Raw genomic sequence first — 25,757 nt, 5'->3', positions numbered from 1 at the left:
ATTACAATACAATTTAAAACTGAACTTTTGGGATTTCTCTCTGTTTTTCATCTTCTAATTCAAGGAAGTTTTTCTTAGGAAAACCAAAAGAATTAGCAACAATATTACCGGGAAATGATTCTACCGCAATATTATAATCTCTAACTGTTGCATTATAATATCGTTTTGATCTTTCTACTTCAGTTTCTATTTCGCTTAGTTCTTCCTGCAAACTCAGAAAATTTGTATTGGCTTTTAGATCAGGATAATTTTCTGCCAATGCAAAAATAGTTCCCACGGCATTCCCTAATTTTTTGTCTAATTGTAATTTTTCATCTTCACTGCCAGCATTCAAAGCCTGATTACGAAGATTTACAATATTAGCAAGTGTTTCTTTTTCGTGCGTTAAGTATCCTTTTACGGTTTCGACAAGATTAGGAATTAAATCAAATCGTTTTTTTAGAATAACATCTATTCCGCTTAATGCTTCTTCGAGCATATTGCGTTTAGAAACAAAACTATTATAGAGCACTATCAGGTAAATACCTATAATGACAACAATTGAAAGTATTACGAGTAAAATAATCATATTTCATTATTAAATTAGAATCGAATTTAACAATAAAAATATTAAAAATTGATTGTGGAATTATTTTTTTCTTTCTATAACGTAGTTGACCATCAAAATAAGGGCATCTTTAAATTCAGAATCAGGAAAATTCCTTAATAAAGAAAGCGCTTCTTGTTGAAATTCAACCATTTTGTTTTCGGCGTAAGTCAGACCATTATTATTTTTTACAAAAGCAATTACTTCTTTGACACGTTTTTTGTCTTTATTGTGGTTCTTTATGGAGTTTATCAACCACTTTTTTTCTTGTGGAGTACAAGTATTTAAGACATGAATCAAAGGCAGCGTCATTTTTTGCTCCTTAATATCTATTCCGGTTGGTTTGCCTATAGCTTCTTCGCTATAATCGAATAAGTCATCTTTGATTTGAAAAGCCATTCCGATAAGTTCACCAAACATTCTCATGTTTTCTACCTGAATATCATCTTCGATTACTGATTTTGCTCCAAGAGCACAACAAGCTGCAATAAGTGTAGCTGTTTTTTTTCGGATAATTTCATAATAAACATCCTCGGTAATATCTAGTCTTCGGGCTTTTTCTATTTGAAGTAATTCTCCTTCACTCATTTCGCGAACAGCAACTGAGATAATTCGGAGCAAATCGAAGTCACCATTATCTATAGAAAGCAATAATCCTTTAGACAATAAATAATCTCCCACTAAAACGGCAATTTTATTTTTCCAAAGCGCATTAATAGAGAAAAAACCGCGACGGCGATTACTGTCATCTACAACATCATCATGTACTAAAGTTGCTGTATGAATAAGCTCAATTACGGATGCTCCTCTATATGTTCTCTCATTTACAATACCTCCGGAAACCATTTTTGCTGTCAAAAAAACAAACATAGGACGCATTTGTTTTCCTTTTCGGTTTACGATATAATAAGTGATACGGTTCAGTAAAGCCACCTTAGAAGTCATCGATTCATGGAACTTTTTTTCAAAAAGTTCCATCTCGTGAAAGATAGGCTGTTTTATTTGAGAGGTAATATTCATTTCGATCCCAAATATACTATTTTAAATAAAAAAACGTTGTGTATTTTAAGTTAGTATAACAATAATTTAGTACTAATTAAAAAAAACTCTACCAGGATCATTTTTTTTAAAGCCTAATTTGAATTCATTATTTAAAAAGTAAAACCACGTAAACAATTTACTATGAAAACAAAATTTTTATTTATTGGACCATTAGCCGCTTTATCCTTTTTTATTAGCTGTAACTCTGATGAGAAAACAAACGAGGTAAAAACTACAGCAATCTCGAACGACGAAATTGTTGCTACTTCTAAAATTGATGCCTCGATTGAAGATATAACCAATATTGCCGACGATCAATTTAATGTTCAACAAAACAGCACTGCTAAATCTGGCGGAACTATAAAAAGTTTTCTTCCGGCTTGTGCCAAAATTACAACGGTCCTAACAAATAATACATGGACAAAAACTGTTGATTTTGGCGCTGAAGGCTGCACGCTTGACAATGGAAACATCATTAAAGGAAAAATGATTCTTTCATTTGCAAATGATCTCTCTGCTTCCAGCCAGACTATCAGCTATACTTTTGAAGGATTTTATCATAATGGCAAAAAACTTCAGGGAAATAAAAGTATTGTTCGAACTATAAAAACAACTAATCTATTTGCAACGGCACATCCGGTTTCGGCTGCAACTATAGATATGACTATTACTTTTGATGACGGAAAAGTGTACACCAGAAAAGGTGCTTTGGTAAAAGAGACGGTTGCCGGCTACGATACCTGGCTTAATTGGGAAGACAACGCTTATTTAGTTACCGGAACCGGATCGACTACTTTCCCAAACGGAGATGTTCTTTCAACTGAAATTACAACACCACTGGAATTTGAAGCCTCCTGCAAAAAACCATTTGCTGTAAAAGGAGTCGTTTCTGTAACTAAAAATGGAGCTACTGCTGTTATTGATTACGGAGATGGCAATTGTGATACGCTTGCAAAAATAACAAAGGATGGGACAACTACAGAAATTGACCTGAAAAAATAAATATCCTTTTTGCCCAAAAAAAAGCATTAAAAGCAAGAACCAGTCTCGTTTTTAATGCTTTTTTGTTGATCTCTAAATACTAATTTATCCTTCTTTATTCGCTAATTGCCCGCAAGCAGCATCAATATCTTTACCTCGGCTACGGCGTACTTTAACTACTACTCCAATGTTTTCCAATGCTTTTATATAAGCCATAATAGACTCTTCTGAAGCTTGCTGGAATTCTCCGTCATCAATTGGGTTATATTCAATTAAATTTACTTTGCATGGTACATATTTACAGAATTTAACCAAAGCGTCTATTGAAGCCTTATCGTCGTTGATTCCTTTCCAGACTACATATTCGTATGAAATTTTATTCTTCGTTTTTCTGTACCAATATTCTAATGACTCTCTTAAATCTGCCAACGGAAAGTTTTTACTAAAAGGCATGATACGCGCACGGATTTCATCTATAGCTGAATGTAAAGAAACTGCCAATTTGAATTTGACATCATCATCGGCCATTTTTTTAATCATTTTAGGTATTCCTGAAGTCGATACCATAATACGTTTTGGCGACATCCCCAAACCTTCAGGCGATGTAATCATATCAATGGCTTTAATTACATTGTTATAATTCATCAAAGGCTCTCCCATTCCCATAAAAACAATGTTCGAAAGCGGATGATTGTGGTACAAGCGACTTTCTTTGTCGATTGCAATAACCTGATCGTAGATTTCTCCCGGTTCCAGATTTCGCATTCTTTTTAAACGTGAGGTAGCACAAAAATTACAATCTAAACTACAACCTACCTGACTTGAAACGCAAGCTGTTGTTCTGGTATCTGTGGGAATCAAAACAGATTCTACCACTAAACCATCGTGCAGCCTAACTGCGTTTTTTACTGTACCATCACTGCTGCGTTGCATTGTATCAACCTTTATATGATTGATTACAAAATTATCTTCGAGCATAGAACGAGTTGATTTGGCAACATTTGTCATATCCTCAAAACTATGTGCTCCCTTGCTCCATAACCATTCATAGACTTGATTGCCACGAAAAGCTTTGTCATTATTTTCGACAAAAAAATCGCGTAACTGATCTTTTGATAAGGCTCGTATGTCTTTTTTCTCAATTTGCATAGTGCAAAGTTAATCACTTTTGTCATTTTTTTTGACTTTTAGATGCTTTCTTAATCAAACCAATAAAATTTTGAAAGACTAATTAATTTTTTAAATGCGAATTGAATCTTAAAAAATGATCCAAAAATGCTTCTCTGCACCAAAAACAAAAAACAAGGCAGTTAATTATTAAACAAAAGAAGAATTAACTATCAAAACAGACATTTAAAGTAATACATTTACCACAAAATTATCCAACCACAAATTACTCCTCATTTTTGTATAAAAATCATCAACATGATTTTTATCATTCCATTTTCAATGTTTGCACAATAAATTTGATCTCAGAAATCAAATTCAAATTATGATTCTATAAAAACTATTGAATTATAAACTTCTTCATTCATCTGATTAACCTATTACAATATCAAAATGAGAGCAATTAAATCAATTTTATTGACGGTGATTTTTACAACATTTTCACTACACACACAAGCACAAAGAAATTATACTGTAGCAAAATCAACTTTTGAAGTTTCGGGAACTTCAAACATACACGACTGGGTAATGAAATCTACAGAAGGTAGCGGAACAGCAAACCTGACAGCTAATGATTCTAAACTAATTAATATAAACGGTCTGACTATTACGCTATTAGTAGAAAGCATAAAAAGCAGCAAAACAAGTATGGATGATGTAGCCTATGTTACAATGGAAACTAAAACATACAAAAATATCAAGTACGTTTTAAAATCTGCTTCTAAATTAAATGAAACAACCTGGAACCTAACAGGAACTTATACTATTGCAGGAACAAGCAAAGAATACAAAACTCAGGTTAATGTAATTGCCAGTAATGGAAATTTTATCCTTAAAGGATCTAACCAAATAACTTTTGCTGATTTTGGAATGTCTACTCCAACAGCAGCTCTTGGAGTTGTCAGAGCCGGAAAAGAACTAACTGTAATTTTCAACATTACTTTAAATGATCCTGCCAAAAATGATAATAATTTAGTTATTAAATAGTATTTAAATACTTCAATCATTTATTCTAAATATTGAACTTAATCCCCTCATAAAAACAGAAAACTACTATATCTTATTTATAGTAAAAGCTACACAAGGAACAGGTATTTTATTAAAAGCAGAAAAATTATAGCAATAATTTTTCTGCTTTTTTTTTGACTAAAAAGTTCCGAAAATCTGTAATTATTCAAAAATGATTCTACTCTGTTTAAAACTATTCTAAGTTTTTAACCTTTTTAAGCAGTTTATCAAAAATGCAAACGATGTAGTTAGATAATACAATTTTAATAAAAATTTAACAATGACTTATATCATAATATTCTCTTAATGATCCCTCTAAATTTGATACAAGTTAATAAGGTAAACAATTAGTACTAACTTAAAATTGACTTAAGATTTTATAATTTTTTTTAAACAAACATGACAAAAAACAACAGCATTATGAAAACGACAAGAATAAAACTATTGGCATTAGTGGTTTCTTTTTTAGGAATAACTTCAATTGCAACTGCACAAAGAAATTACACATTAGATAGTAAATCTACATTTTCAGTTTCAGGTACATCAACATTACATGATTGGGAAATGAAATCAAGTTCAGCAACAGGAACTGCAAACCTGACAATCACAAACTTTAAACTAACTGAGATAGAATCGCTATCTATAACTCTTTTAGCAGAAAGTATTAAAAGCGAGAAAAAAAGCATGGACAAAGTAGCGTATGAAACTTTAAAAACCGACAAGAATAAAAGCATTAAATATGTTCTTAAATCTGCCGAAAAAGTAAACGAAACTACTTGGGAACTAACCGGGACTTATACAATTGCCGGAGTCAGCAAAGTACTTAAAACGACTGTAAAAACAACTGTAACAAAAGAAGGTCTGAACATACAGGGAACAAACAAAATCACTTTTACTGATTTTGGGATGAAATCTCCAACCGCAATGTTAGGCACCATCAAAACAGGTCAGGATTTGACTTTAAAATTTAATTTAAACTTTAATATATAATTATCATGAAAAAAATCTATCTACTATTTATAGCATTAGCAAGCACGTTTGCGGCAAATGCACAGCTTAGCTTTGGACATATTCAGAACCAGGTTCCTCGCGATCAAAGAGCTATCAATGTATTCGACGTTAGAAAAGATACAACTGCATATAAAGGTATTAGTGTTGACATAGGTGGTGCATTTGCATTACAATTTCAAGCTATAAATTCGTTCAATCACCAAGGAGATTTTACGGGAACACCAAATGCCGGATACAGATTAAACAATCTGACTAACGATTTTAATTTACCTAATGCTAATATGACAATAGGTGCACAATTAGCAGATGGGGTACGTGTAAATCTAGACCTTTATCTTGCTTCGAGACACCACCATGAGACTTGGGTACAAGGTGGATACTTACAAATTGATAAGTTAGATTTCATTAAAAAAGGTCTTCTTGAAGATGTTATGAAATATACTACCATCAAGATAGGTCAAATGGAAAACAATTATGGTGATGCGCACTTTAGAAGAAGTAATAACGCTTATACTATCACAAACCCTTTTATTGGCAATAATATCATGGATGCTTTTACTACTGAAATGGGAGCTGAAATTTACTATAACAGAAGCGGTTTTGTAAGTATGATTGGAGTAACAAACTCTAAATTAAATCAAAACGTACAAGAAATTATTCCTGGACCTACTACTGCAATTACTCCAGATCAAAATACGACTGTCAGCCCTACGATTTTGGCTAAACTAGGTTGGGACAAACAAGTTGATACTGATTTAAGAATCAGACTTACCGGATCTTATTATCATACAGCAAACTCAAGCGGAAACTTATATTCTTCAGACAGAGCAGGAAGCCGTTTTTATAGTGTTATGACTCACGCCGGTACAATTGGTTACCCAGCTAGTAATATTTTAGATTCTGAAAGTAATAAAGATACCGGGAGATTTAATCCGGGATTTGGCAACTGGGCTACATCATATGTGATCAACCCGTTTGTAAAATATAAAGGTTTTGAATTCTTTGGTACTCTTGAATTTGCTTCAGGAGGTGATTATAAAGGAACAGATGATACACGTAATGTCAACCAATATGTTGGAGATTTAGTATACCGTTTTGGAAGCCACGAAAATTTATATGTTGGTGCTAAATACAACTTAGTAGATGGTAAATTAAGAAATAGTGATGCTGAGGCTGTTCAGGTAAACAGATTTGAAGCTGCAGCAGGTTGGTTTATGACTAAAAATATTTTGGCAAAACTTTCATACGTACAACAGAATTACAAAAACTACCAACAGTTTGGAAACGTAGGCGGAGTTTCAATGCCAAATGATTTTTACGGAGGAAAATTTGAAGGACTAATGTTTGAAGCGACAATTTCATTCTAAAAAAGATGAACACAAGATTTTCAATCTTAATTATGGGTTTAGCAGTTTTATTTTTTTTCGGAAGTGCTAAACCCACTTTTTCAGCAGAAGATACAATCTTGGTAATAAATAAAGTTAAAATAGAAATTACCGGAGTATCTACAGTAGGCAAATACAATTGTTCGAATACATTTTTGAAGAGAGATACCCTTTTTTTGAATTCAAACAAAAAAAATATCTTTAATACTGAAATCAAAATGTCTCAATTTGATTGTGGAAACAAAATCATGACTAAAGATTTACAGGGAACTGTAAAAATTAAACAATTCCCTAACAGTACTGTAACGATCACAGATGTAAAACCATTTGGTAAAAATTACAAATGTAACCTTACCTTTTTAATCACTAATAAAACACTTAAATACAAAGATTTCATATTATACGGCTCTGATAATAATATTCATGGATCACTTGATTTAAATTTTTCTGATATTGAGTTACAAGCGCCCGTTAAAATGGCCGGCTTAATAAAAGTCAGAGATGAAATCGTAATTAATTTTAGTTTATATAAAAACTAAAGGATTACAAATCTTCTGTTTTTTTTTAAAATATTTTCATGTTTTTTTTATTTAATACCCTGAAAGAAAAAAAACGAAACTATAATTTTATGTTTATAAAAACTTGGCACGAGAATTGCCTAGCTCTTAAAAGAAAAATAATCTTACAAAGAGCTCAATCATTTTTAAATATGTATCTTTATTTTTCAGCTTTATAACCTTTTAATTTTAATAACCTTAAAAAAATCAATTATCATGAAAAAACAAATTCTAAGCTTAGCTGTTATCGCTTTATTGGCATTCGCTGTTCAATCTTGTAAAAAAGAAGAACCAAAATTAACAGAAGAAGAATTAACTCTTGGAAACAAAGTTGATACTTTGGCAACAGACGTTAAAGAAATCAAGGACAGCGCGGTAACCAAAACTGAAGGTGCTGCACAAGACGTTAAGGATGCTACTAAAAAAGCAGCCGATGATGTTGAAAACGCTGCTAAAAAAACGGCTACTGACGTAAAAGACGCTACAAAAAAAGGCGCTGAGAAAGTAGAAAATGCTGCTAAAGTTGCTAAAGACGGAACAGTAAAAACTGCTAAAGAAGTTAATGAAGCTTTGAAAAAGTAATTTCTCTTAAAATTCAAAATTGAACCACTCGTTACAACGGGTGGTTTTTTTTTATGCAAAAAAGTGAAGGAATATTTTTTGTATTTTTACAATCAAATTTAGAAGACTACAACATGCATTTTATATCACAAGAACTAGAAGACTATATCGAACAACATTCTGAAAACGAGCCGGAATTATTAGCGAAACTAAACAAAGAAACGTATCAGAAAATACTTTTGCCAAGAATGTTAAGCGGACATTTTCAGGGACGTGTTCTCAGTATGTTGTCTAAATTGATTCGTCCGGTGAATATTCTTGAAATTGGTACTTATACAGGCTATGCTGCCTTGTGTTTGTGTGAAGGAATGCAAGAAAGCGGGCAATTGCATACTATTGATATTAAAGAAGAATTGGTTGATTTTCAGAGAAAATATTTTGACGCTTCGCCTTGGGGAAAACAAATTTTTCAGCATTTAGGAGAAGCTGTTACTATTATTCCAAATCTGGATGTGAAATTTGATTTAGTTTTCATAGACGCTGACAAAGAAAACTATCTGAATTATTGGGAAATGATTGTTCCTAAAATGAATAAGGGCGGAATCATTTTATCTGATAATGTTTTATGGAGCGGTAAAATCCTTGAACCTGTTCATCCCAATGATGTGAGTACAAAAGTACTTTTAGAATATAACTTGCTTTTGAAAAATGATCCCAGAGTAGAGACGGTCTTATTACCAATTCGTGATGGTTTGACGGTTAGTCGGGTGCTTTAGTCATCATCTTGTTCAGTTCACACAAGAAACTCGACAAAGATTGGCGAATATCTGAACGGAAATACTAGTGTGATCTCTCCTTCGTCGAGATGACAAACTTTGTGGTTACTTCTCTATTTACCCATTCTTTAACTTAATGATATTGTTCTTTAACCAGAGGTAAATAGATCGAATTAAAAAAGGCTTTAGCCAAAACGTAACGTTTTGGCTAAAGCCTTTTATTTTGTTTTGAATTCCCAGCTCTCCGGTTAAGGCAGAAGACGATTCAATAAATAACTCCTAAAAATTACCCTGGAAAATATTGAGGTTTTAGTTTTCTGTAAACCAAATAAATCAAAAATCCGAAAAGTGCTCCAAAGAAATAACCTGTAAGGATGTCTCCCGGATAATGCAATCCTAAGTAAATTCTACTGTAAGCAAAAATTAACGGCCATAAAAACAAGAATCCTAAATACTTGAAATGGCGTTTTAGAACCAGAAACAAGAAAGTAGCAACTGCCATTGTATTCGCTGCATGTCCTGAAAAGAAACTATATGATTTTCTGACTTGAACTACACGAATAAACGAATTGATTTCGGGATTATTACAAGGACGCAAACGCTGAAAAGTGTATTTAAACAAATTCGTTGCCTGATCTGTAAAAGCAATCAAAACCGCGATAAACAGTAGTAAATATAAGGTTTGCTTTCCCCCTATTTTTTTATAAATAAGATAAAACAACAGTATGAAAAATGGGGTCCAATATAACTGATTGGTGATTATAAGCCAAAGTTTATCGTATGTTTCAGAACCTAAACCATTAAGATATACCAAGAGACTGGTATCTAATTCTTTTATTTTTTCGAGCATTACATTTGGCGTTTTACAGGTCCTGAGATAGAATCAATATCTTCTTTTACTTTATCTATTTCTGTGGTCGTATCACCTAACAAATTTGAAGTTAGATTTGTAGTATCTCCTAACAGGTTCGTTTTGGCATCATTAATCTGAGCATTGATATTACCTGTTATACTATTCAGAGAATTGGCATCAAGGCCATTCGCTTCAGCTCCTTTTTGAATTTCGCTTTTAATATCGTTGGTTGCATTTTTTAATTGCGCCATTGCTTTACCCATTGTGCGGGCAATTTCAGGCACTTTGTCTGAACCAAAAAGCATTAACACTATAAACAGTATAAAAACTAATTCTCCTCCTCCTATACCAAACATATCTTTTATTTTTGTGTGTTACAAAGATATTAAATTTTGCAACTGACAACTTTAAAATTTACTTAAAAAAAAAAGACTCTTTTCAGCTACCGTCTGGACACAACTCTAAAGAGTATCCAACCTTGCATGACTGAAGTGAATTTTTGCAGGCCAATCCAAAAGGTTGTGATGCCAGGTTTCCTTTCAGAGAGATAACCTTTCCATCCTCCTAATCTAGCAATAGCCCATATATATCGTTTCAAATCTGACGATTTATATGGGTTTTTTAGTTTTTCGGTTTTTCCTTCTAATTGGGTGATTTGTAATTCTAAACATTCCATTTCTTCCTCTGAAAAGCAGCTTTTTGGTTCGGTCTCTTCTTCGCTGGCATAAGCTATTTGCATTATAAAAAGCTTTATAATAGTCTCCAGCATCAAAAGACATAGTTTACGAACTGCTTTACCTTGAGATAATTCGCTTGCTTCGATATTGAAGCCCTCTTTCTTTAAAATTCTAAATACTTCTTCAATAGTCCATCTGTAGGTATACCATTCGATACAAAGTAATGCAGTTTGTAGATCTTCAACTTTTTTAGTGGTTAATAATCTCCAATGTATGGGGTTTTCAATATTTTCTCCAACTTCTTTTGCCTCGATGGCATAAAGATTTATTTTATCTGGAAGATGTTTGCCTGAATATTGATGTTTACCTATTGTTATTTCTGAAAAGCGTACTTCTATAGCAGCAGTTCTTTTCTGCATTTTCCTTCTTTTGTCACCTTCTAATTCAATTGTATACATCCCTTGAAGGGGCTGGGAATTTAGGTGATCAAAAAGTTTGGTTTTAGTATCTAACATTCGATTAAATCGCGATCTAATCAATAAATGTGTTTTGCTGTCAGGGACAAGGCAAAATTGTTCGTAGATATCTCCCTCTCTGTCCTGAATAATGATTATTTCTTTTGCTTGACTTAGCTTTTTCTTTGTTTCAAGAGAAGAATCTATCCATCTGTAAGACTCTTTTTCTTCAATAGGTATGCGATTGTGAGTGTTGGTTTTCATTTTAGCTGGCAGCTCATGTCCTCTATTCCATATTTTTACATCTGAAAAACCATATGGCATTAAAGTTTCTGCATCTATAATAAAACTTGGATGTATAAAAAAACCAAGTCCTCCAACAGAAGCATTGGTCAGTCCAATTGATTCATCCTTTTTAATCCTATTTCTATGATTATAAAGGTTTATTTCACTGCTATCCTGAATACACAATACAGATTTGTCTTCAACACAGCTTACACAATTAATAGACATGTTCTTTATAATATCAGCTTCGCTGACGTTATCATTTTGCAAAAATCGATAAATCGCTTTGGCTTCAGAGTCACTTTCTGCTAATTGTCTTATCGAATAAATACTATTAGCAAACAAGCGATTGAGAATAGAATTACCTCTATTCAACAATCGCTTGTCTTTTAAATTTTCAAAATATCTAGTCTGCACTTTTTCTCAAATATAATTAAAAATATATTTGTGTCCAGACGGTAGCTCTTTTCAGAGTCTTTAAGTGTATTATTGATCAAATTTTGATTTCACTTCAACTTTTGGCCAGGAGTTATTGGTTACATCAATATCTGCTGTCATTAATTTTGGATCTATCTGAATGCTTTTTATTGCTTTTGAAGTTGCATAAACTTTCTTAGCTGTATCATTATTTTTTCTCCAGATTTGGGCCGGATATTGATAATTATCTTTCGCTCCGTCTTCATAGGTAATTTCAACAATAATTGGCATAATCATTCCGCCCGGCTTGTTAAATTCTACTTCATAGAAATATTTAGGCGTTTTAATTTCTGCTTTTTCCTCAGCAGTAAAAGTCTCATTGATATAATCCGCCAATGGCTTTACATCTTCAACTTTTAATGGCTTTTTCTTAGACGCATTTACCTCAGCATTATCTCCGGCAACTAAATACACGAATGGTCCTTTCTCAAAACCAAAACGTCCTTTTCTCACCTTTACATCTTTAATATCAGCTGTTGGAGTATCAGAAACGTAGTATTGTTTTACATCTTTGATTCCTATATCTACAAAATCAGTTGAATAAAACCAGCCTCTAAAAAACCAGTCTAAATCTACTGCCGAAGCATCTTCCATAGTTCTAAAGAAATCCTCAGGAGTTGGATGTTTAAATTTCCATCTGTTTGCATATGTTTTAAAAGCATAATCAAACAATTCTCTTCCCATTACTACTTCTCTTAAAATATTAAGACCTGTAGCGGGTTTTCCGTAGGCATTATTTCCAAATTGATGAATCGTTTCAGAGTTTGACATAATTGGCTCTAAAAACTTTTGGTCTCCGCTCATATAAGGAACAATATTTTTTGCAGGACCACGTCTTGAAGGAAAATTTGGATCTAATTCCTGTTCTGCAAGATATTCTAAAAACGAATTTAAACCTTCGTCCATCCAGCTCCATTGACGCTCATCTGAGTTTACAATCATTGGAAAGAAATTATGTCCTACTTCGTGAATTACCACACCAATCATTCCGTTTTTAATCTCTTTACTAGTTACTCCATTTTCGTCAGGACGACCAAAATTCCAACAAATCATTGGATATTCCATCCCCTGATCTTCTGCAGAAACTGATACTGCTTTTGGATAAGGATAATCGAAAGTACGAGCTGAATAACTTCTTAAAGTATGCGCCACAGTCATGGTCGAAGTTTCTCCCCAAAGCGGATTTGCTTCTTTTGGATAAACAGATTCAGCCATTACCACTTTATTTCCAATCTTTACGGCCATTGCATCGTAAATAAACTTTCTTGAAGAAGCAATTCCAAAATCACGTACATTTTTAGCACTAAATTTCCATGTTTTTTTCTTATCAGAAAAACCTTTTTCCGCTGCCTCAGCTTCAGCTTGTGTTACAATTACAACGGGTTTATCAAATGATTTCTGAGCCTGTTCGTAACGTTTTACCTGTTCTGGCGTAAAAACTTCACTTCTGTTTGTCAGTTCTCCCGTAGCATCAATTACGTGATCCGCAGGAACTGTAATATTTACATCAAAATTACCAAATGGTAATGCAAATTCTCCGCTTCCCCAGAACTGCATATTTTGCCAGCCTTCAACATCATTGTAAACGGCCATTCTTGGATAAAACTGAGCAATTACATATAATTTATTTCCGTCTTTCTCAAACGATTCATAACCGGAACGTCCGCCACCTTCTTTTCTGTAATTATTAATATTGTACCACCATTTTATAGCCATCGAAATTTTCTCTCCTGGCTTTAATGGAGTAACCAGATTAATACGCATCATGGTTTCGTTGATTGTATAAGACATTGGGTTGCCTTTTGCATCCTTAACATATTCAATATTAAAACCGCGTTCTAAATCTTTTTTCAAATATTTACCTGAGAAACTTTCAAGAGGCAAAACCTGATTAATTTTTTCACTTTCTGCAAGTGATGTCTGGGTCTTTGCCTTTGCCTGATTCTGATCTAACTGAATCCACAGATAATCTAAACTATCCGGAGAATTGTTTGAATAGGTGATTACCTCAGAACCATTTATTTTTGAATTTTTATCATCTAATTCAATATCAATTTTATAATCTGCCTGTTGTTGATAATACGCCGGTCCCGGAGCTCCAGATGCTGTACGAAACATATTAGGCGTTGCTAGCAAATCATACATTTGACTGAATTTGTTAGTATCGTATTTCCCTTGCTGTTTTGGAGCAACTGTTTTGTCCTGAGCGATTAAAATCGCAGGAAAAATCAATAATAATGAAAGTTTTTTCATAAATTTTTAATGGTAATTTTGTCAGGTTGTGAAAATAATAATTAAAACAATATTTTTACCTATTATTTAATACTTTAACACTTCTTTTCTTGAAGATTCTGTAAAGAGAACACTCTTTTTAGTTCCAAATGCTGTAATATGTGTAATGTTTTGCTGTTCAGCGTTCCAATCGACCAAAACAGTATTTGAAATTTCGATTGTTTTAAACTTACTAATGTCTGTTATTCTGGAATAACAAACCAAAACATCTCCTGCCTCAACTTCTTTAGATAAAAAAGTAATGGGCTTTGACTGACCGTTTATTTTTATAGTAAAATTTTCAGCGAGATATCTCTTCAACAAATCAACATCAGCCTGAGTTTCCTTATCAGTTCCCAAGAATGTTTTTTGATGGTATTTCTTTTCCATTCCATTATTCAAATCGTCGATAAAAATTCGAGCAGTGATTTGAATCATTTTTTTCTCAGCGGCATAATTGACCTGAAAAACTCCCATATAAAATTTATGGAATGAAAAAGCAGAAAGCGATAAAAATAATATCCCTACCAGAGGATAAATTAATCTATTTTTCATTTTCCGGAAACACTCACTTTTTTGAATTCTTTATTTTTAGTAATTAAAAAATCCATTAGTTCAAATTTTTGTTCAGGATCAAGATGCTTTTTTGACTCTGCATCATTTGAGCAATACATCAAAAACAATTCGATCTCATCCTCTTTTAACCCCAATGTATTGGTAAAAAAATCAGGTTTGAAATTTGCTCTTGAATATTCTATAAAGGCCATATCAGATATAGTCTCTTCTTTTACTTCGTCATTTTTAGAGAGTAATTTTTTAACATCTTTAAAAATACGTACAAAATCAGTTCCATATTTAATAGTCTGATCAGAATACATTGCTATATTTTTTGCCGTAGACTGCTGATCATCTTCAAACTGCATATCAACAATTTTTTGCGAATTGCCACTAAGTGCTTTTACTTTTAGATCTTTATGAACCAAAACTTCTTTAAGTTCGTTGCTTACCAAAGTCAGGGACACTGCAAAAAGAACTTCTGCACAATCTTTCTCTGTTAAAACAATCTTTTTTGACTGAAATGCCAAACCTGTAAACAACAAAGTATCTTTAGGTTTTGCCATAATATCAAATAATCCGTTTGTCCCAATAAAGGTTCTGATATTTGCATTTACATTCAATACATAACCACTTTCGATCGCCAGAGTTTTATTTACTGCCTGACCATGTAGAGGTTTCCTTCCATTTTGCCCAAGTATAATTTGACAAAATAAGCACACAACGAGTATTCCTAGTTTATTTTTCATTTTCGAGAATTGTTAGATATTTCCTTGCTAAATCTGTTATTAAAAACATACTCATTGTTTTGTTTTTCGTATCCAAAGATACGGCAAATTCAGCATCATCTACACAATATAATTGAAATCCTTTGATATCAGCCACCGGAATTCTCAATCTATTCGTATAATAATTCTCATCAAAAAGGTATTCTATTTTTCGAAAAAGCATCTCTTTTTTCTCGACGTTTACCTCTTTTTTAAGCATTGCAGTTCGTCCGGAAATTGCATTAAGTAACTTATCTACAGAAGTTGAAGTTGCTGTATACACTTTTCTTTCTGCGGCTGTATATTTTTTTTGACCATAAGGAATTACACCCAAATTCTCAGCTGTAATATTTGCATTTTCGTTTACAACAACCTCTTTCAATTCTATTTCTTTAGCGTTCATTTTGATCACAATAGAACTTGAATTTATATCTTCAATTTTAATACGGCGTTTAACAGGATCTAAATTTACTGCCGAAAAAACCAGCACATCGCCTTCTTTTACAACAATAGAAAATATCCCGCTAACATCTGAAACTGCCGTAACCTGTGTTGTATTATTAATAATATTTACGCCTTCAACATTAGAGGACTGCTCAAAGATTTGTCCGGTAATTTGTTTTGAAACTACATTTTGACCAAAACCTACCTGAACAATGAGCAAAAGAAAAAGTATTTGTAATGTGTTATTTATTTTCACGTGCAATTATTTCTTTATATTTTACTGCCAATTCTGCTAACAAAAACTCTGTCGAGGTTTTATTCTTGGAATTTAAAATTGCGGTAAACTTATCATTATCGACTGCATAATATTCAAATCCTTTTACATACTCTAAAGGAATTTGTAATCGATCAATAAAATGCTCGAGCGTAAACATACGCTCTAAAAGCTTCATAAAAAACTCTTTTTTCTCGACAGCTACTTCTTTTTTCAACATTGCCGTACGTCCTGAGAACATATTCAGCAAAGGATCCATCGAAGCAGAACCTCCCAATCCTACATGAGCATCTAAATCAGTTGCTGTACGTAATTTTCTCTCCGCCTCTGTATATGATTTTTGTCCGCTTGGAATAATACCCAACGAAACAGCATTAATACCACTGTAATTTTTAATTACAACTTCCTGCAATTGATGCATAACCATACCCAATTTTACGGTGAAATTGATATCTGAAAAATTTTCAGGTGTTAACAGCACTTTGTTTTCTTTAAATTGTATCGACGAAAAAACAAGTGTTTCTCCCGGTTTAGCTGCGATCGAAAAACCACCCAAATCATCTGTTGCAGTCATAACTTCTGTTTGAGTATTAATCACATAAACTCCTGCCAAATAAGATGCGTTCGAGGTTATCCGACCATTTATCATAGTACGATCCTCACTTTGAGACCACCCAGCCTGACTCATGAAAAATATCAAAACACATAGAACTTTATCAATCAAAATAGCAAAAATTTAGTTTTGTTCTTAAAAATGTAAAAATATCTTAATGCACTCCAAATTTAGTATTAATGACTTGGTAAAAATATGTTAATTAAACCTTGTTTAATTTCTCTGAAAAAAGAGTTTTTAATACCTTTAACGTACACAATCTGAGTTTAAATTTTATGAAAAGCATTATCATTGCCAGCACTTCTACCCTTCATGAAGGCAGCTATTTAGAATACCTGTTACCTACTTTGCAATTGCATTTTAAAAACTGCAAAAGCATCTTGTTTATCCCTTTTGCACGACCTAGTGGTATTTCGCATGACGAATACACTAAAAAAGTTGCAGAGGCATTTGCTACAATAAATATTTCTGTAAAAGGAATTCATGAATTCGAAAACGCCGAAAGCGCCATAAAAGATGCTGAAGGAATATTTACCGGCGGAGGAAATACTTTTTTACTGGTTACCCAATTATACAAACATAATATCATGCAGCTCCTTTCGGAAACGGTAAAAAACGGAACTCCATATTTAGGAACCAGCGCCGGAAGCAACATTTGCGGTTTATCAATGCAAACTACGAATGACATGCCCATCATTTATCCTCCAAGTTTTCAAACATTAGGATTAATCCCTTTTAATTTAAATCCGCATTATCTAGATGCCGATTCACAATCTAAACATATGGGGGAAACGAGAGAAACGCGTATCAAGGAATTTCACGCTTTTAACGCAATTCCGGTTTTAGGTTTAAGAGAAGGAAGCTGGCTTGAAGTAAAAGGAAACAAAATTACTTTGAAAGGAAATCTACCGGCTCGTTTGTTTTTGCAAAATGAAATACCGAAAGAATTAGAAACAGAAAGCGATTTAAGCGTATTAAAATAATTTATTGACCATATAAGTTATATAAGCTCATTTAAAGAAATTGGAAATTCCAAAATCAGAAATTCCAATTTATATAAAACTTATAATAACTTATATGGTTTAAAACAAAAAATCCCCAAACAAATTGTTTGAGGATCTTGAAGAGCGAAAGACGAGGCTCGAACTCGCGACAACCAGCTTGGAAGGCTGGAGCTCTACCAACTGAGCTACTTTCGCATTAACCGGGTGCAAATATAAACAATTAAATCATTAAAAAAAATAAAATTCAATAATTATTTAGTTTGATAAAAAAACCGAAACATTTAAGTTCCGGTTTTTTAGAGCGAAAGACGAGGCTCGAACTCGCGACAACCAGCTTGGAAGGCTGGAGCTCTACCAACTGAGCTACTTTCGCATTACCGTGGTGCAAATATAAAAAATAAGTCAAGTTAAAAACAAGCTTTTTTGCAAAAAAAATCAATTAAAATCAACAATTATTTATAACTTATTTAAAACTAAAAAGTTATAGAGTCAATTATTTTTCAAGAAACATGAATATTATTAAAGAAATACCTTCAAAAGAAACTTATATCGTCCGCCAGCCTGTTCTTCGAAAAGGAAAACCCATAGAAAGTTGCACTTTTGAAGGAGATGATCTGAAAACAACACACCATTTTGGATTATTTGATGATGAAAATTTAACAGGAATTATTTCGTTATTCGATAAAATCAATCCTATCTTTGCCGAAAAAAATCAAGCTCAGATTCGCGGGATGGCAGTTTTAGAAACCTACCAGAAAAAAGGATTTGGAGAAACTTTAGTTAAATATTGCGAAACCTACTGCATAACTAACAAAGTCGATTTGATTTGGTTTAACGCCAGAACTACAGCTGTAGGTTTTTATAAAAAGATGAATTACCAGCCCCAAGGTGAACCATTTGAAATTAAAGACGTTGGCGAACACTATCTAATGTTTAAAAAATTATAGAATGAACAAACTTTACTTCTTATTAGTAATATGCATTTTTATTGGCTGTAAAAAAGAGACGCCAAAAATTATTCCTGCTGTGGTTAAAAAAACCGCACCGGCAATCATACTCACTGATGAAAGAAAAGTACAAATAGACACTACGCTGTTAGGCACTTTTAAGAGCGAGACATTAAAGCAATTTTATAATTCATCTGAAAACACAACAGTTTGGGGCAACCTAAAGAAGAGAACCTACGTTTTATCTCAGCTGTTAAAAGCGGAAGAACTAGGTTTAAACCCGGAAGATTATAAGGCTTCGAAACTAAAAAAGTTCGAAGAGAGAATCAATAACCTAAGTGATATTGACCTTGCTACTTATGACATATTACTAACTTATAATTTTGAAAAATACCTGAACCATCTTTATAAAGGAAAATTAAATCCTAAAAAACTATACACGGATTGGGATCTGGACGAGAAAACGTTTGATGTTAATACTGTTCTTATAAAGGCTTTTAATAAAAACAAATTAGACAGTGTTGTTGACAACATCCAATCAAAGGCATATACTTACAAACAGTTGTTAAAGGCGCTTGAAATTATAAATACTTTTCCGGATGACAACGTCAAAACTATTGAGGCCACAGAAAAAATAACCTTAAAAGACACTAATTCGGCTTTAATAAACATAAAAAAGAGACTTATCTATTGGCAAGACATGCCTGCAAAAGACAGCCTGACGAAGATTTATGATCAAAAAACATTCGAATCGGTCAAAAAATTCCAGGAAAGACATGGCTTAGCTTCTGATGGAGTTATAGGTATAGGAACTATAAATGCCTTAAACTATTCTAAAGAAAAAAGAAAGCAGCAAATTATTGCCAATATTGAACGCTGGAGATGGTACACCAATGAATTAGCCGAAAATTATTTCATCATTAACATCCCTGACTATAGCCTAAATGTTGTCGAAAGCCAGGATACTACTCTGGTTCGAAATATTGTTGTGGGAACCAGCAAAAGGAAGACTCCTATTATAACATCGACGTTACGAACTGTTGTTTTTAACCCGACATGGACTGTTCCGCCAACAATTTTAAAAGAAGATGTTGTTCCGGCCATGAAACGAAATCGTAACTATTTAGCGAATAAAAACATTACCATTTATGATACTGCCGGAAATGTTGTTGATCCAAATTCGTGGAATGAAAACAAACCCGGAAATTATCGTTATATTCAAAGTCCCGGCTACAATAACGCCTTGGGATTAATGAAAATTCTTTTCCCGAATAACCATAGCGTTTATTTGCATGATACCAACCACAGAAACAATTTTGGAAGAAATAACAGATCATTAAGTTCAGGATGTGTTCGTGTCGAAAATCCGTTGGAACTGGCAGAACATATTTTAGATGATTCTGAAAAATGGTCAAAAGACAGGATTGATACTATAATCGCTTCAAAAAAGACGACAAGTATCAGAATTACAAAAAAATACGCTTTATATCAATGGTACTGGACGGCATGGAGCAAAAAAAATCAGCTCATTTTCAGAGCTGATATTTATAATCTGGATTCGGATTTGTATGCTAAATTAAGAAATTAGCTTTTCTTCCATCGCAAAACTTCTTGATGGATGGTAGATATACAAACACGATTTATTTTTTATAGTCTCGATTATCTCATCAGTCAATTCAACCGGAATTGCCGGACACCCCTGACTTCTGCCTAATCGCTTATTGTCTCTTATAAAAGAATCCGAAACATAATCAGCACCATGTATTACAACAGCTCTTTCGCGGGCATGATCGTTAACACCTCTTTCTAAACCGTCTAATCGCAATGAAGCACCATGTTTTCCCTGATAAATCTCTCCTGTTGCATAAAAACCTAAACTGCTTTTATAAGATGAATTTGAATTTGAAAAATCAGATGCAAATTCTTCTCCGGTATTTCTTCCGTGAGCAACTAAAGAATTAAACAAAACAGTATTAGTTGCGAGATCAATTACCCAAAGACGCTTGATGTTTGATGACAGACTAAAGTCTATTAACGTCAAAATATCTTTTTGAACAACTCCTCTTTCTTTCAACAGATAAAACCCTTTTAAGGCTTCTGAAAAAGTTCTAAGTTCTGGCAAATTAAAATTGTTGGACTTTAGGGTATGATAAACATTTTCGATTTTAGCTTCGACTGTAAATTTCTCTACTTTAGCGATACTTTTAGTCGATGCTTCTTTAATGTCTGGGGTGTTATTTGAATCTTTACCAAAAGATAACAGCAAAAACACCAATAGTGGATAAATTTTGTAAATCATTGAATTTCTTTAGGTTAATAATAAATTTGGGTAAGGCAAAAGTATAAAAAAAATATACTTGACCAAATATATGTCTGTAAATCAGGGCTTTTTTGATTAAACTTTAACAAAATCAAAGTATTTAATTAGCATTTAGACGAAAAAACGAATATTTTTGTAAGATATTTACTTATCATAAAAATCAAAACGTTTTTGATCATTTTCCTAAGAAAAACATAACGAATATGAATTATTACAGCAAAAACTGCAAAAATTTGAAAAACTAATATTTGTAACGATTAAAAGTATAATTTTATTATAATGGGTATTAATGAAAATTTATTTTAAGTAATCTTTCCTCTTTTTATTTCCATTTACACTTCGCTTTCGAGTACTACAAATGCTGCTTTATCAACAACATTATTTATCAATGATTATATTTTCTTGCCAGAATAAATATTCAATAACTATAAATAAGATTAAAAACAAGATTAGAATGGCGGTGTGTGCTGAATTAATTTTAAAAAATAAAGACTTCTATAATCAATTTATTATTTTTTAATACACTTCATTTTATTAAGCATAATTGTAACAATGCATTCTTTCAAATTTTAGAAATGGCTTATCTTTGTAAAAAACTAAAAATGATGAACAAGAAAGTAATACTTATGATTTTAGACGGTTGGGGGAAATCTCCTGACCCTAAAGTATCTGCAATAGACAATGCAAACGTTCCTTTTATAAACAGTCTTTATCAAAATTACCCAAGCGCACAACTTAGAACTGACGGATTAAATGTTGGTTTACCTGAAGGTCAAATGGGAAACAGCGAAGTGGGTCACATGAATCTTGGTGCCGGAAGGATTGTATATCAGGATTTAGCCAAAATAAACTTAGCGGTGGCGCATCAAACACTTGCAAAAGAGCAGGTACTGGTTGATGCTTTTACTTATGCTAAAGAAAACAATAAGAAAGTGCACTTTTTAGGATTAGTTTCTGATGGTGGTGTTCACTCTCACACATCTCACTTACGCGGACTAATTGACGCTTCTCAAGAATATGGTTTAAAAGATGTTTTTATTCATGCTTTTACTGATGGTCGTGATGTTGACCCAAAATCAGGAGCTAAATACATTCATGATTTAGAAGAACATATTAAAGATACTCCTGTAAAAATTGCATCGATCATTGGCCGTTATTACGCAATGGACCGTGACAAACGTTGGGAGCGTGTAAAATTAGCTTATGACTTAGTTGTAAATGCAATTGGAACTCCTTCTAAAAATGCAGTTGCAAGTATGCTTGACAGTTATGCTCACGATGTTACTGATGAATTTATTGCTCCAATTGTAATGGTTGATGAACAAGAAAAACCATTAGCTACAATTGTTGAAGGCGATGTGGTGATTTTCTTTAATTTTAGAACTGATAGAGGTCGTGAACTTACAGAAGCGCTTTCGCAACAAGACTTTCACGAGCAAAACATGCACAAGTTAAACTTGTATTATGTAACGCTTACTAACTACGACGAAACGTACAAAAACGTAAAAGTAGTTTACAATAAAGATAATATCACTGAAACTCTTGGTGAGATTTTAGAAAAAGCAGGTAAAAAACAAATTCGTATTGCCGAAACTGAGAAATATCCGCACGTTACGTTTTTCTTCTCCGGTGGTAGAGAAACTCCTTTTGAAGGCGAATCACGTATTTTAAGAAACTCTCCTAAAGTAGCCACTTACGATTTACAACCGGAAATGAGTGCTTTTGAACTTACCGCTGCTCTTGTTCCTGAATTGAATAAAGGTGAAGTTGATTTTGTTTGTTTGAATTTTGCTAATGGAGACATGGTGGGTCATACCGGAATTATGAGTGCTGCAATTCTTGCCTGCGAAGCTGTTGACGCTTGTGTAAAACAAGTTATCGAAGCTGCTCTTGCCAACGATTATACTACAATTGTAATTGCCGATCACGGAAATTGCGAAACAATGATTAATCCTGATGGAAGCCCAAATACAGCACACACAACAAACCCAGTACCGATTATCCTGGTTGATAAAGAATTAAAAAACATTCAGAATGGTGTTTTAGGCGACATCGCTCCTACTATTTTAGAACTTATGGGAGTTCAGCAGCCAAACGCAATGACTTGTCATTCGTTGTTGTAGAAATTTTTAAGTTTTCAGTCTCAGTTTTCAGTTGCAGTAATTACTGGGAACAACAAAATACACCCGACACGTTTAAAAAAATGTGTCGGGTTTTCTATTTTATAACCTCAAGCAAAAAACCAAAACTATGACTGTGACTGAAAAGAGACTAAAAACCCGAACCAAAAAAAAGCTATTCCAGACAAGAATAGCTTTTTTTTTAAAGAAATAATGATTTAAATCTCATAATTGATAGTATTACTATTATATTTGCTTACAAAATAATTGTTATGGAAATTATACTATCAAATATAAAAATGCAGGTAAACGAAAAGATCTATGTTAAAGATCCGGAAACATCTGTATTGGGAAAAAAAATAATTGAGCAAAGTATCTTTCTTATCGACTCTATTGGTTTTGATAATTTTACCTTTAAAAAATTAGGAGAAAAAATAGGCTCAAATGAGAGTTCTATTTATCGCTATTTCGAAAACAAACACAAATTATTAGTATATTTATCTTCATGGTATTGGAGCTGGATGGAATACAAACTTGTTTTTAGCACTACTAATATTACAGACAAAAAAGAAAAGCTCAAAAAAGCCATCACAATAGTTACTGAGAAGGTAACTAATGACATTTCAACAGATCATATTAACGAAGCAATTTTAAATAAAATAATAATTGCAGAATTTACAAAAACGCTTCATACCAAAGAAGTTGATGAAGAAAACAAGGAAGGTTTTTTTCTAATTTACAAAAGGGTTATCAACAGGGTTGTTGCTATTGTCAAGGAGGTAAATCCTGAATACCCATTTGCAAAATCATTAGTTTCAACAATTGTTGAAGGAAGCCTGCACCAACATTTTCTAACAGATCATTTAAAAACAATTACCGATTGCAATGAAACGGTTACAACGACTCAATTTTACTTAAATCTTGCAGAAAACGTTTTACGCTAATTACAAAACACAAACTATGACTCCATTAAAACGATTTTACAATTTACTTGAGCTGGACAAAAAGGACATCTATCAGATTTTTTTCTATGCTATTTTTGCCGGGTTAATCAGTTTATCACTTCCATTAGGGATTCAGGCGATTATAACTTTTATACAATCCGGAAGGGTAAATGCATCCTGGATCGTACTTATCATATTAGTTGTTGCGGGAGTTGCGCTTGTTGGAATCTTGTCTTTGATGCAATTGCGAATTACAGAAAACTTGCAGCAAAAAATATTTGTACGTTCTTCGTTTGCATTTGCAGCTCGTTTACCAAAAATAAAATCAGAGGAATTATATGGCACCTACCCGCCGGAATTAACAAATCGCTTTTTTGACACTATGACTATTCAAAAAGGAACTTCGAAGTTATTAACTGATTTTTCGGCTGCTTTACTTCAAATCACCTTCGGGATTATCCTGCTGTCCTTGTACCATCCTTTTTTTATTGTTTTTGGAATTTTATTGTTCTTGCTTTTATACTTCATTTTTAGATTTTCGTATAAATCAGGGATAGAAACCAGCTTAAAAGAATCAAAGTTTAAATATAAAGTAGCAAGTTGGCTGCAAGAAATGGCGCGTAATAATTTTAGTTTCAGGAATGAATTAAACTATGATTTTGCCCTTCAGAAAAATAACTCAATCGTAACTGGTTATCTTAATTATCGCGAGAAACATTTTAGCGTTATCAAAAGGCAATTTATACAATTGATCATTTTCAAAATTATCATTACGGCAAGTTTATTGTCTATTGGAGGTTACTTAGTATTGAGTCAGGAAATGAATATTGGACAGTTTGTTGCTGCAGAAATTATTATTTTGTTAGTGATTAATTCTGTTGAAAAAATCATTATTGGACTTGAAAGTTTCTACGACGTTTTAACTTCTGTCGAAAAAATAGGTCAGGTTACTGATCTGGAATTAGAAGAAAATTCAGATTCGCAAAACGAACTTTGCTATAACAATATTACTTTAGAAACTGAAAATTTAAAATTCAAATTTCCGGATTCACAAATCAATGCTTTAGCTTCTATTTCCATAAAAATAGAACAAGGCGAAAAAATCGTTATTGATGGTCAGAATGGCTCTGGAAAAACAACTCTGATCCGGGTATTATCCGGTTTATTAAAACAAAGTTCCGGTGCTTTTTATATTAATGATGATACTTTTAGAAAAATAAACCTGAAACAATATCGCTCGCAAATAGGCAGCATAATTCATAACGAGACACCTTTTGAAGGGACTATTTTAGAAAACATCACATTTAATGACCCCTCTATAAGCAGCGAAGATTTAAAATGGGCGATTGATGGCGTTCAGCTTAGTCCGTTGATCAAATTATTGCCAAAAGGCTTAAATACTCACATTTATCCTGAAGGAAGACAATTATCTTCTTCTAATGCTCAGAAGATCCTACTGGCGCGAAGTATAATTCACAGACCAAAAGTGCTGTTCTATGAAGATCCAACAGATACCATGGATGAAAATGTTGCGAATGAGATTATTGATTTCATTACTTCTGACAACAATAAATGGACGATTATTGTTTCCTCTAAAAACCCGTATTGGAAAACAAAGTCAACGCGAACAATAACGATGCAACACGGCCTTATTATCCTGGATCAAAAAAAACAATAA

Annotated in this window: 25 protein-coding genes and 2 tRNA genes; 13 read left to right on the top strand and 14 right to left on the bottom strand. The window is 32.9% G+C overall.

Going from position 1 to position 25,757, the window contains the following annotated elements:
* Positions 1–13: 13 nt before the first annotated feature.
* Both QLQ94_RS09140 and QLQ94_RS09135 read right to left on the bottom strand, forming a co-directional pair.
* Positions 14–568, bottom strand: coding sequence for a LemA family protein (locus QLQ94_RS09140; RefSeq protein WP_482499558.1), 555 nt, complete (start codon positions 566–568; stop codon positions 14–16).
* 60 nt (positions 569–628) lie between these two features.
* Complete coding sequence (locus QLQ94_RS09135) at positions 629–1,606, bottom strand: polyprenyl synthetase family protein (RefSeq protein ID WP_271336536.1); 978 nt, start codon at positions 1,604–1,606, stop codon at positions 629–631.
* A gap of 162 nt (positions 1,607–1,768) precedes the next feature.
* On the opposite strand from QLQ94_RS09135, the gene QLQ94_RS09130 reads away from it, so the two are divergent.
* The gene (locus QLQ94_RS09130) at positions 1,769–2,629 is read left to right on the top strand and encodes a hypothetical protein (RefSeq protein ID WP_482499556.1); all 861 of its coding nucleotides are present in this window, start codon (positions 1,769–1,771) and stop codon (positions 2,627–2,629) included.
* An 84-nt stretch (positions 2,630–2,713) separates the two neighbouring features.
* Here QLQ94_RS09130 and rlmN read toward each other — a convergent pair whose 3' ends face one another.
* Positions 2,714–3,757, bottom strand: a complete 1,044-nt coding sequence (gene rlmN / locus QLQ94_RS09125) for a dual-specificity RNA methyltransferase RlmN (RefSeq protein WP_271336538.1) — start codon at positions 3,755–3,757, stop codon at positions 2,714–2,716.
* 411 nt (positions 3,758–4,168) lie between these two features.
* On the opposite strand from rlmN, the gene QLQ94_RS09120 reads away from it, so the two are divergent.
* The 6 genes from QLQ94_RS09120 (at position 4,169) to QLQ94_RS09095 (ending at position 9,073) form a co-directional block, all read left to right on the top strand.
* Positions 4,169–4,762 carry a YceI family protein gene (locus QLQ94_RS09120; RefSeq protein WP_427402598.1) on the top strand — a complete coding sequence of 198 codons (594 nt, stop codon included), beginning with the start codon at positions 4,169–4,171 and terminating at the stop codon, positions 4,760–4,762.
* Positions 4,763–5,203: 441 nt separating this feature from the next.
* The gene (locus QLQ94_RS09115) at positions 5,204–5,773 is read left to right on the top strand and encodes a YceI family protein (protein ID WP_271336540.1); all 570 of its coding nucleotides are present in this window, start codon (positions 5,204–5,206) and stop codon (positions 5,771–5,773) included.
* Positions 5,774–5,778: 5 nt separating this feature from the next.
* Positions 5,779–7,161 carry a hypothetical protein gene (locus QLQ94_RS09110; protein ID WP_482499553.1) on the top strand — a complete coding sequence of 461 codons (1,383 nt, stop codon included), beginning with the start codon at positions 5,779–5,781 and terminating at the stop codon, positions 7,159–7,161.
* 5 nt (positions 7,162–7,166) lie between these two features.
* Positions 7,167–7,718: a hypothetical protein gene (locus tag QLQ94_RS09105; protein WP_271336542.1), complete on the top strand. Its 552-nt coding sequence runs from the start codon at positions 7,167–7,169 to the stop codon at positions 7,716–7,718.
* A 234-nt stretch (positions 7,719–7,952) separates the two neighbouring features.
* The gene (locus tag QLQ94_RS09100; protein WP_271336543.1) at positions 7,953–8,318 is read left to right on the top strand and encodes a hypothetical protein; all 366 of its coding nucleotides are present in this window, start codon (positions 7,953–7,955) and stop codon (positions 8,316–8,318) included.
* Between the two features lie 113 nt (positions 8,319–8,431).
* The gene (locus QLQ94_RS09095) at positions 8,432–9,073 is read left to right on the top strand and encodes an O-methyltransferase (RefSeq protein ID WP_427402599.1); all 642 of its coding nucleotides are present in this window, start codon (positions 8,432–8,434) and stop codon (positions 9,071–9,073) included.
* Between the two features lie 286 nt (positions 9,074–9,359).
* Here the strand turns inward: QLQ94_RS09095 and QLQ94_RS09090 are convergent, their stop codons facing one another.
* From QLQ94_RS09090 to QLQ94_RS09055, 8 genes are all read right to left on the bottom strand, one after another.
* Complete coding sequence (locus QLQ94_RS09090) at positions 9,360–9,923, bottom strand: phosphatase PAP2 family protein (protein ID WP_271336545.1); 564 nt, start codon at positions 9,921–9,923, stop codon at positions 9,360–9,362.
* Positions 9,923–10,282 (bottom strand): Sec-independent protein translocase subunit TatA/TatB, encoded by a 360-nt coding sequence (locus QLQ94_RS09085; protein WP_427402600.1) that lies wholly within the window; start codon positions 10,280–10,282, stop codon positions 9,923–9,925. The genes QLQ94_RS09090 and QLQ94_RS09085 overlap by 1 nt, the downstream gene beginning before the upstream one ends.
* An 86-nt stretch (positions 10,283–10,368) precedes the next feature.
* The gene (locus tag QLQ94_RS09080) at positions 10,369–11,760 is read right to left on the bottom strand and encodes an IS4 family transposase (protein WP_482499260.1); all 1,392 of its coding nucleotides are present in this window, start codon (positions 11,758–11,760) and stop codon (positions 10,369–10,371) included.
* A 69-nt stretch (positions 11,761–11,829) separates the two neighbouring features.
* Positions 11,830–14,073: a M1 family metallopeptidase gene (locus tag QLQ94_RS09075; protein ID WP_482499551.1), complete on the bottom strand. Its 2,244-nt coding sequence runs from the start codon at positions 14,071–14,073 to the stop codon at positions 11,830–11,832.
* A gap of 66 nt (positions 14,074–14,139) precedes the next feature.
* Positions 14,140–14,646: a DUF6702 family protein gene (locus QLQ94_RS09070; protein WP_482499549.1), complete on the bottom strand. Its 507-nt coding sequence runs from the start codon at positions 14,644–14,646 to the stop codon at positions 14,140–14,142.
* Complete coding sequence (gene bamP, locus QLQ94_RS09065) at positions 14,643–15,395, bottom strand: BamP family beta-barrel-assembly machinery protein (protein ID WP_427402601.1); 753 nt, start codon at positions 15,393–15,395, stop codon at positions 14,643–14,645. Before bamP ends, QLQ94_RS09070 begins: the two co-directional genes overlap by 4 nt.
* Entirely contained in the window at positions 15,385–16,113 is a 729-nt protein-coding gene (locus QLQ94_RS09060) for a carboxypeptidase-like regulatory domain-containing protein (protein WP_427402602.1), read from the bottom strand. Before QLQ94_RS09060 ends, bamP begins: the two co-directional genes overlap by 11 nt.
* The gene (locus QLQ94_RS09055; protein WP_427402603.1) at positions 16,100–16,855 is read right to left on the bottom strand and encodes a carboxypeptidase-like regulatory domain-containing protein; all 756 of its coding nucleotides are present in this window, start codon (positions 16,853–16,855) and stop codon (positions 16,100–16,102) included. Before QLQ94_RS09055 ends, QLQ94_RS09060 begins: the two co-directional genes overlap by 14 nt.
* Before the next feature lie 164 nt (positions 16,856–17,019).
* On the opposite strand from QLQ94_RS09055, the gene pepE reads away from it, so the two are divergent.
* Positions 17,020–17,727: a dipeptidase PepE gene (gene pepE / locus QLQ94_RS09050; protein WP_271336552.1), complete on the top strand. Its 708-nt coding sequence runs from the start codon at positions 17,020–17,022 to the stop codon at positions 17,725–17,727.
* Between the two features lie 143 nt (positions 17,728–17,870).
* On the opposite strand, the gene QLQ94_RS09045 is transcribed toward pepE, so the two are convergent.
* Together QLQ94_RS09045 and QLQ94_RS09040 are read right to left on the bottom strand one after the other, a co-directional pair.
* Positions 17,871–17,943: transfer RNA gene (locus tag QLQ94_RS09045), tRNA-Gly, on the bottom strand.
* Positions 17,944–18,048: 105 nt separating this feature from the next.
* A tRNA-Gly gene (locus tag QLQ94_RS09040) sits at positions 18,049–18,121 on the bottom strand.
* Between the two features lie 136 nt (positions 18,122–18,257).
* Here QLQ94_RS09040 and QLQ94_RS09035 point away from each other — a divergent pair.
* Both QLQ94_RS09035 and QLQ94_RS09030 read left to right on the top strand, forming a co-directional pair.
* Positions 18,258–18,695: a GNAT family N-acetyltransferase gene (locus QLQ94_RS09035; protein ID WP_271336553.1), complete on the top strand. Its 438-nt coding sequence runs from the start codon at positions 18,258–18,260 to the stop codon at positions 18,693–18,695.
* Between the two features lies 1 nt (position 18,696).
* A complete protein-coding gene (locus QLQ94_RS09030) occupies positions 18,697–20,283 on the top strand; it encodes a L,D-transpeptidase family protein (RefSeq protein WP_427402604.1) in 1,587 nt (528 codons plus the stop codon).
* Here the strand turns inward: QLQ94_RS09030 and QLQ94_RS09025 are convergent.
* The gene (locus QLQ94_RS09025; protein WP_271336555.1) at positions 20,272–20,994 is read right to left on the bottom strand and encodes a murein L,D-transpeptidase catalytic domain family protein; all 723 of its coding nucleotides are present in this window, start codon (positions 20,992–20,994) and stop codon (positions 20,272–20,274) included. The genes QLQ94_RS09030 and QLQ94_RS09025 overlap by 12 nt on opposite strands.
* A gap of 626 nt (positions 20,995–21,620) precedes the next feature.
* Here QLQ94_RS09025 and gpmI point away from each other — a divergent pair.
* The 3 genes from gpmI to QLQ94_RS09010 all read left to right on the top strand — a co-directional run bounded on the left by gpmI (position 21,621) and on the right by QLQ94_RS09010 (position 25,757).
* Complete coding sequence (gene gpmI / locus QLQ94_RS09020; RefSeq protein ID WP_271336567.1) at positions 21,621–23,138, top strand: 2,3-bisphosphoglycerate-independent phosphoglycerate mutase; 1,518 nt, start codon at positions 21,621–21,623, stop codon at positions 23,136–23,138.
* Between the two features lie 269 nt (positions 23,139–23,407).
* Positions 23,408–24,079 carry a TetR/AcrR family transcriptional regulator gene (locus QLQ94_RS09015; RefSeq protein WP_427402605.1) on the top strand — a complete coding sequence of 224 codons (672 nt, stop codon included), beginning with the start codon at positions 23,408–23,410 and terminating at the stop codon, positions 24,077–24,079.
* Between the two features lie 16 nt (positions 24,080–24,095).
* A complete protein-coding gene (locus QLQ94_RS09010) occupies positions 24,096–25,757 on the top strand; it encodes a peptidase domain-containing ABC transporter (RefSeq protein WP_482499546.1) in 1,662 nt (553 codons plus the stop codon).

Source organism: Flavobacterium sp. B114r, assembly GCF_056824125.1.
The sequence above is the reverse complement of the archived record's forward strand: the minus strand, read 5'-3'. Positions and strand labels throughout refer to the sequence as shown.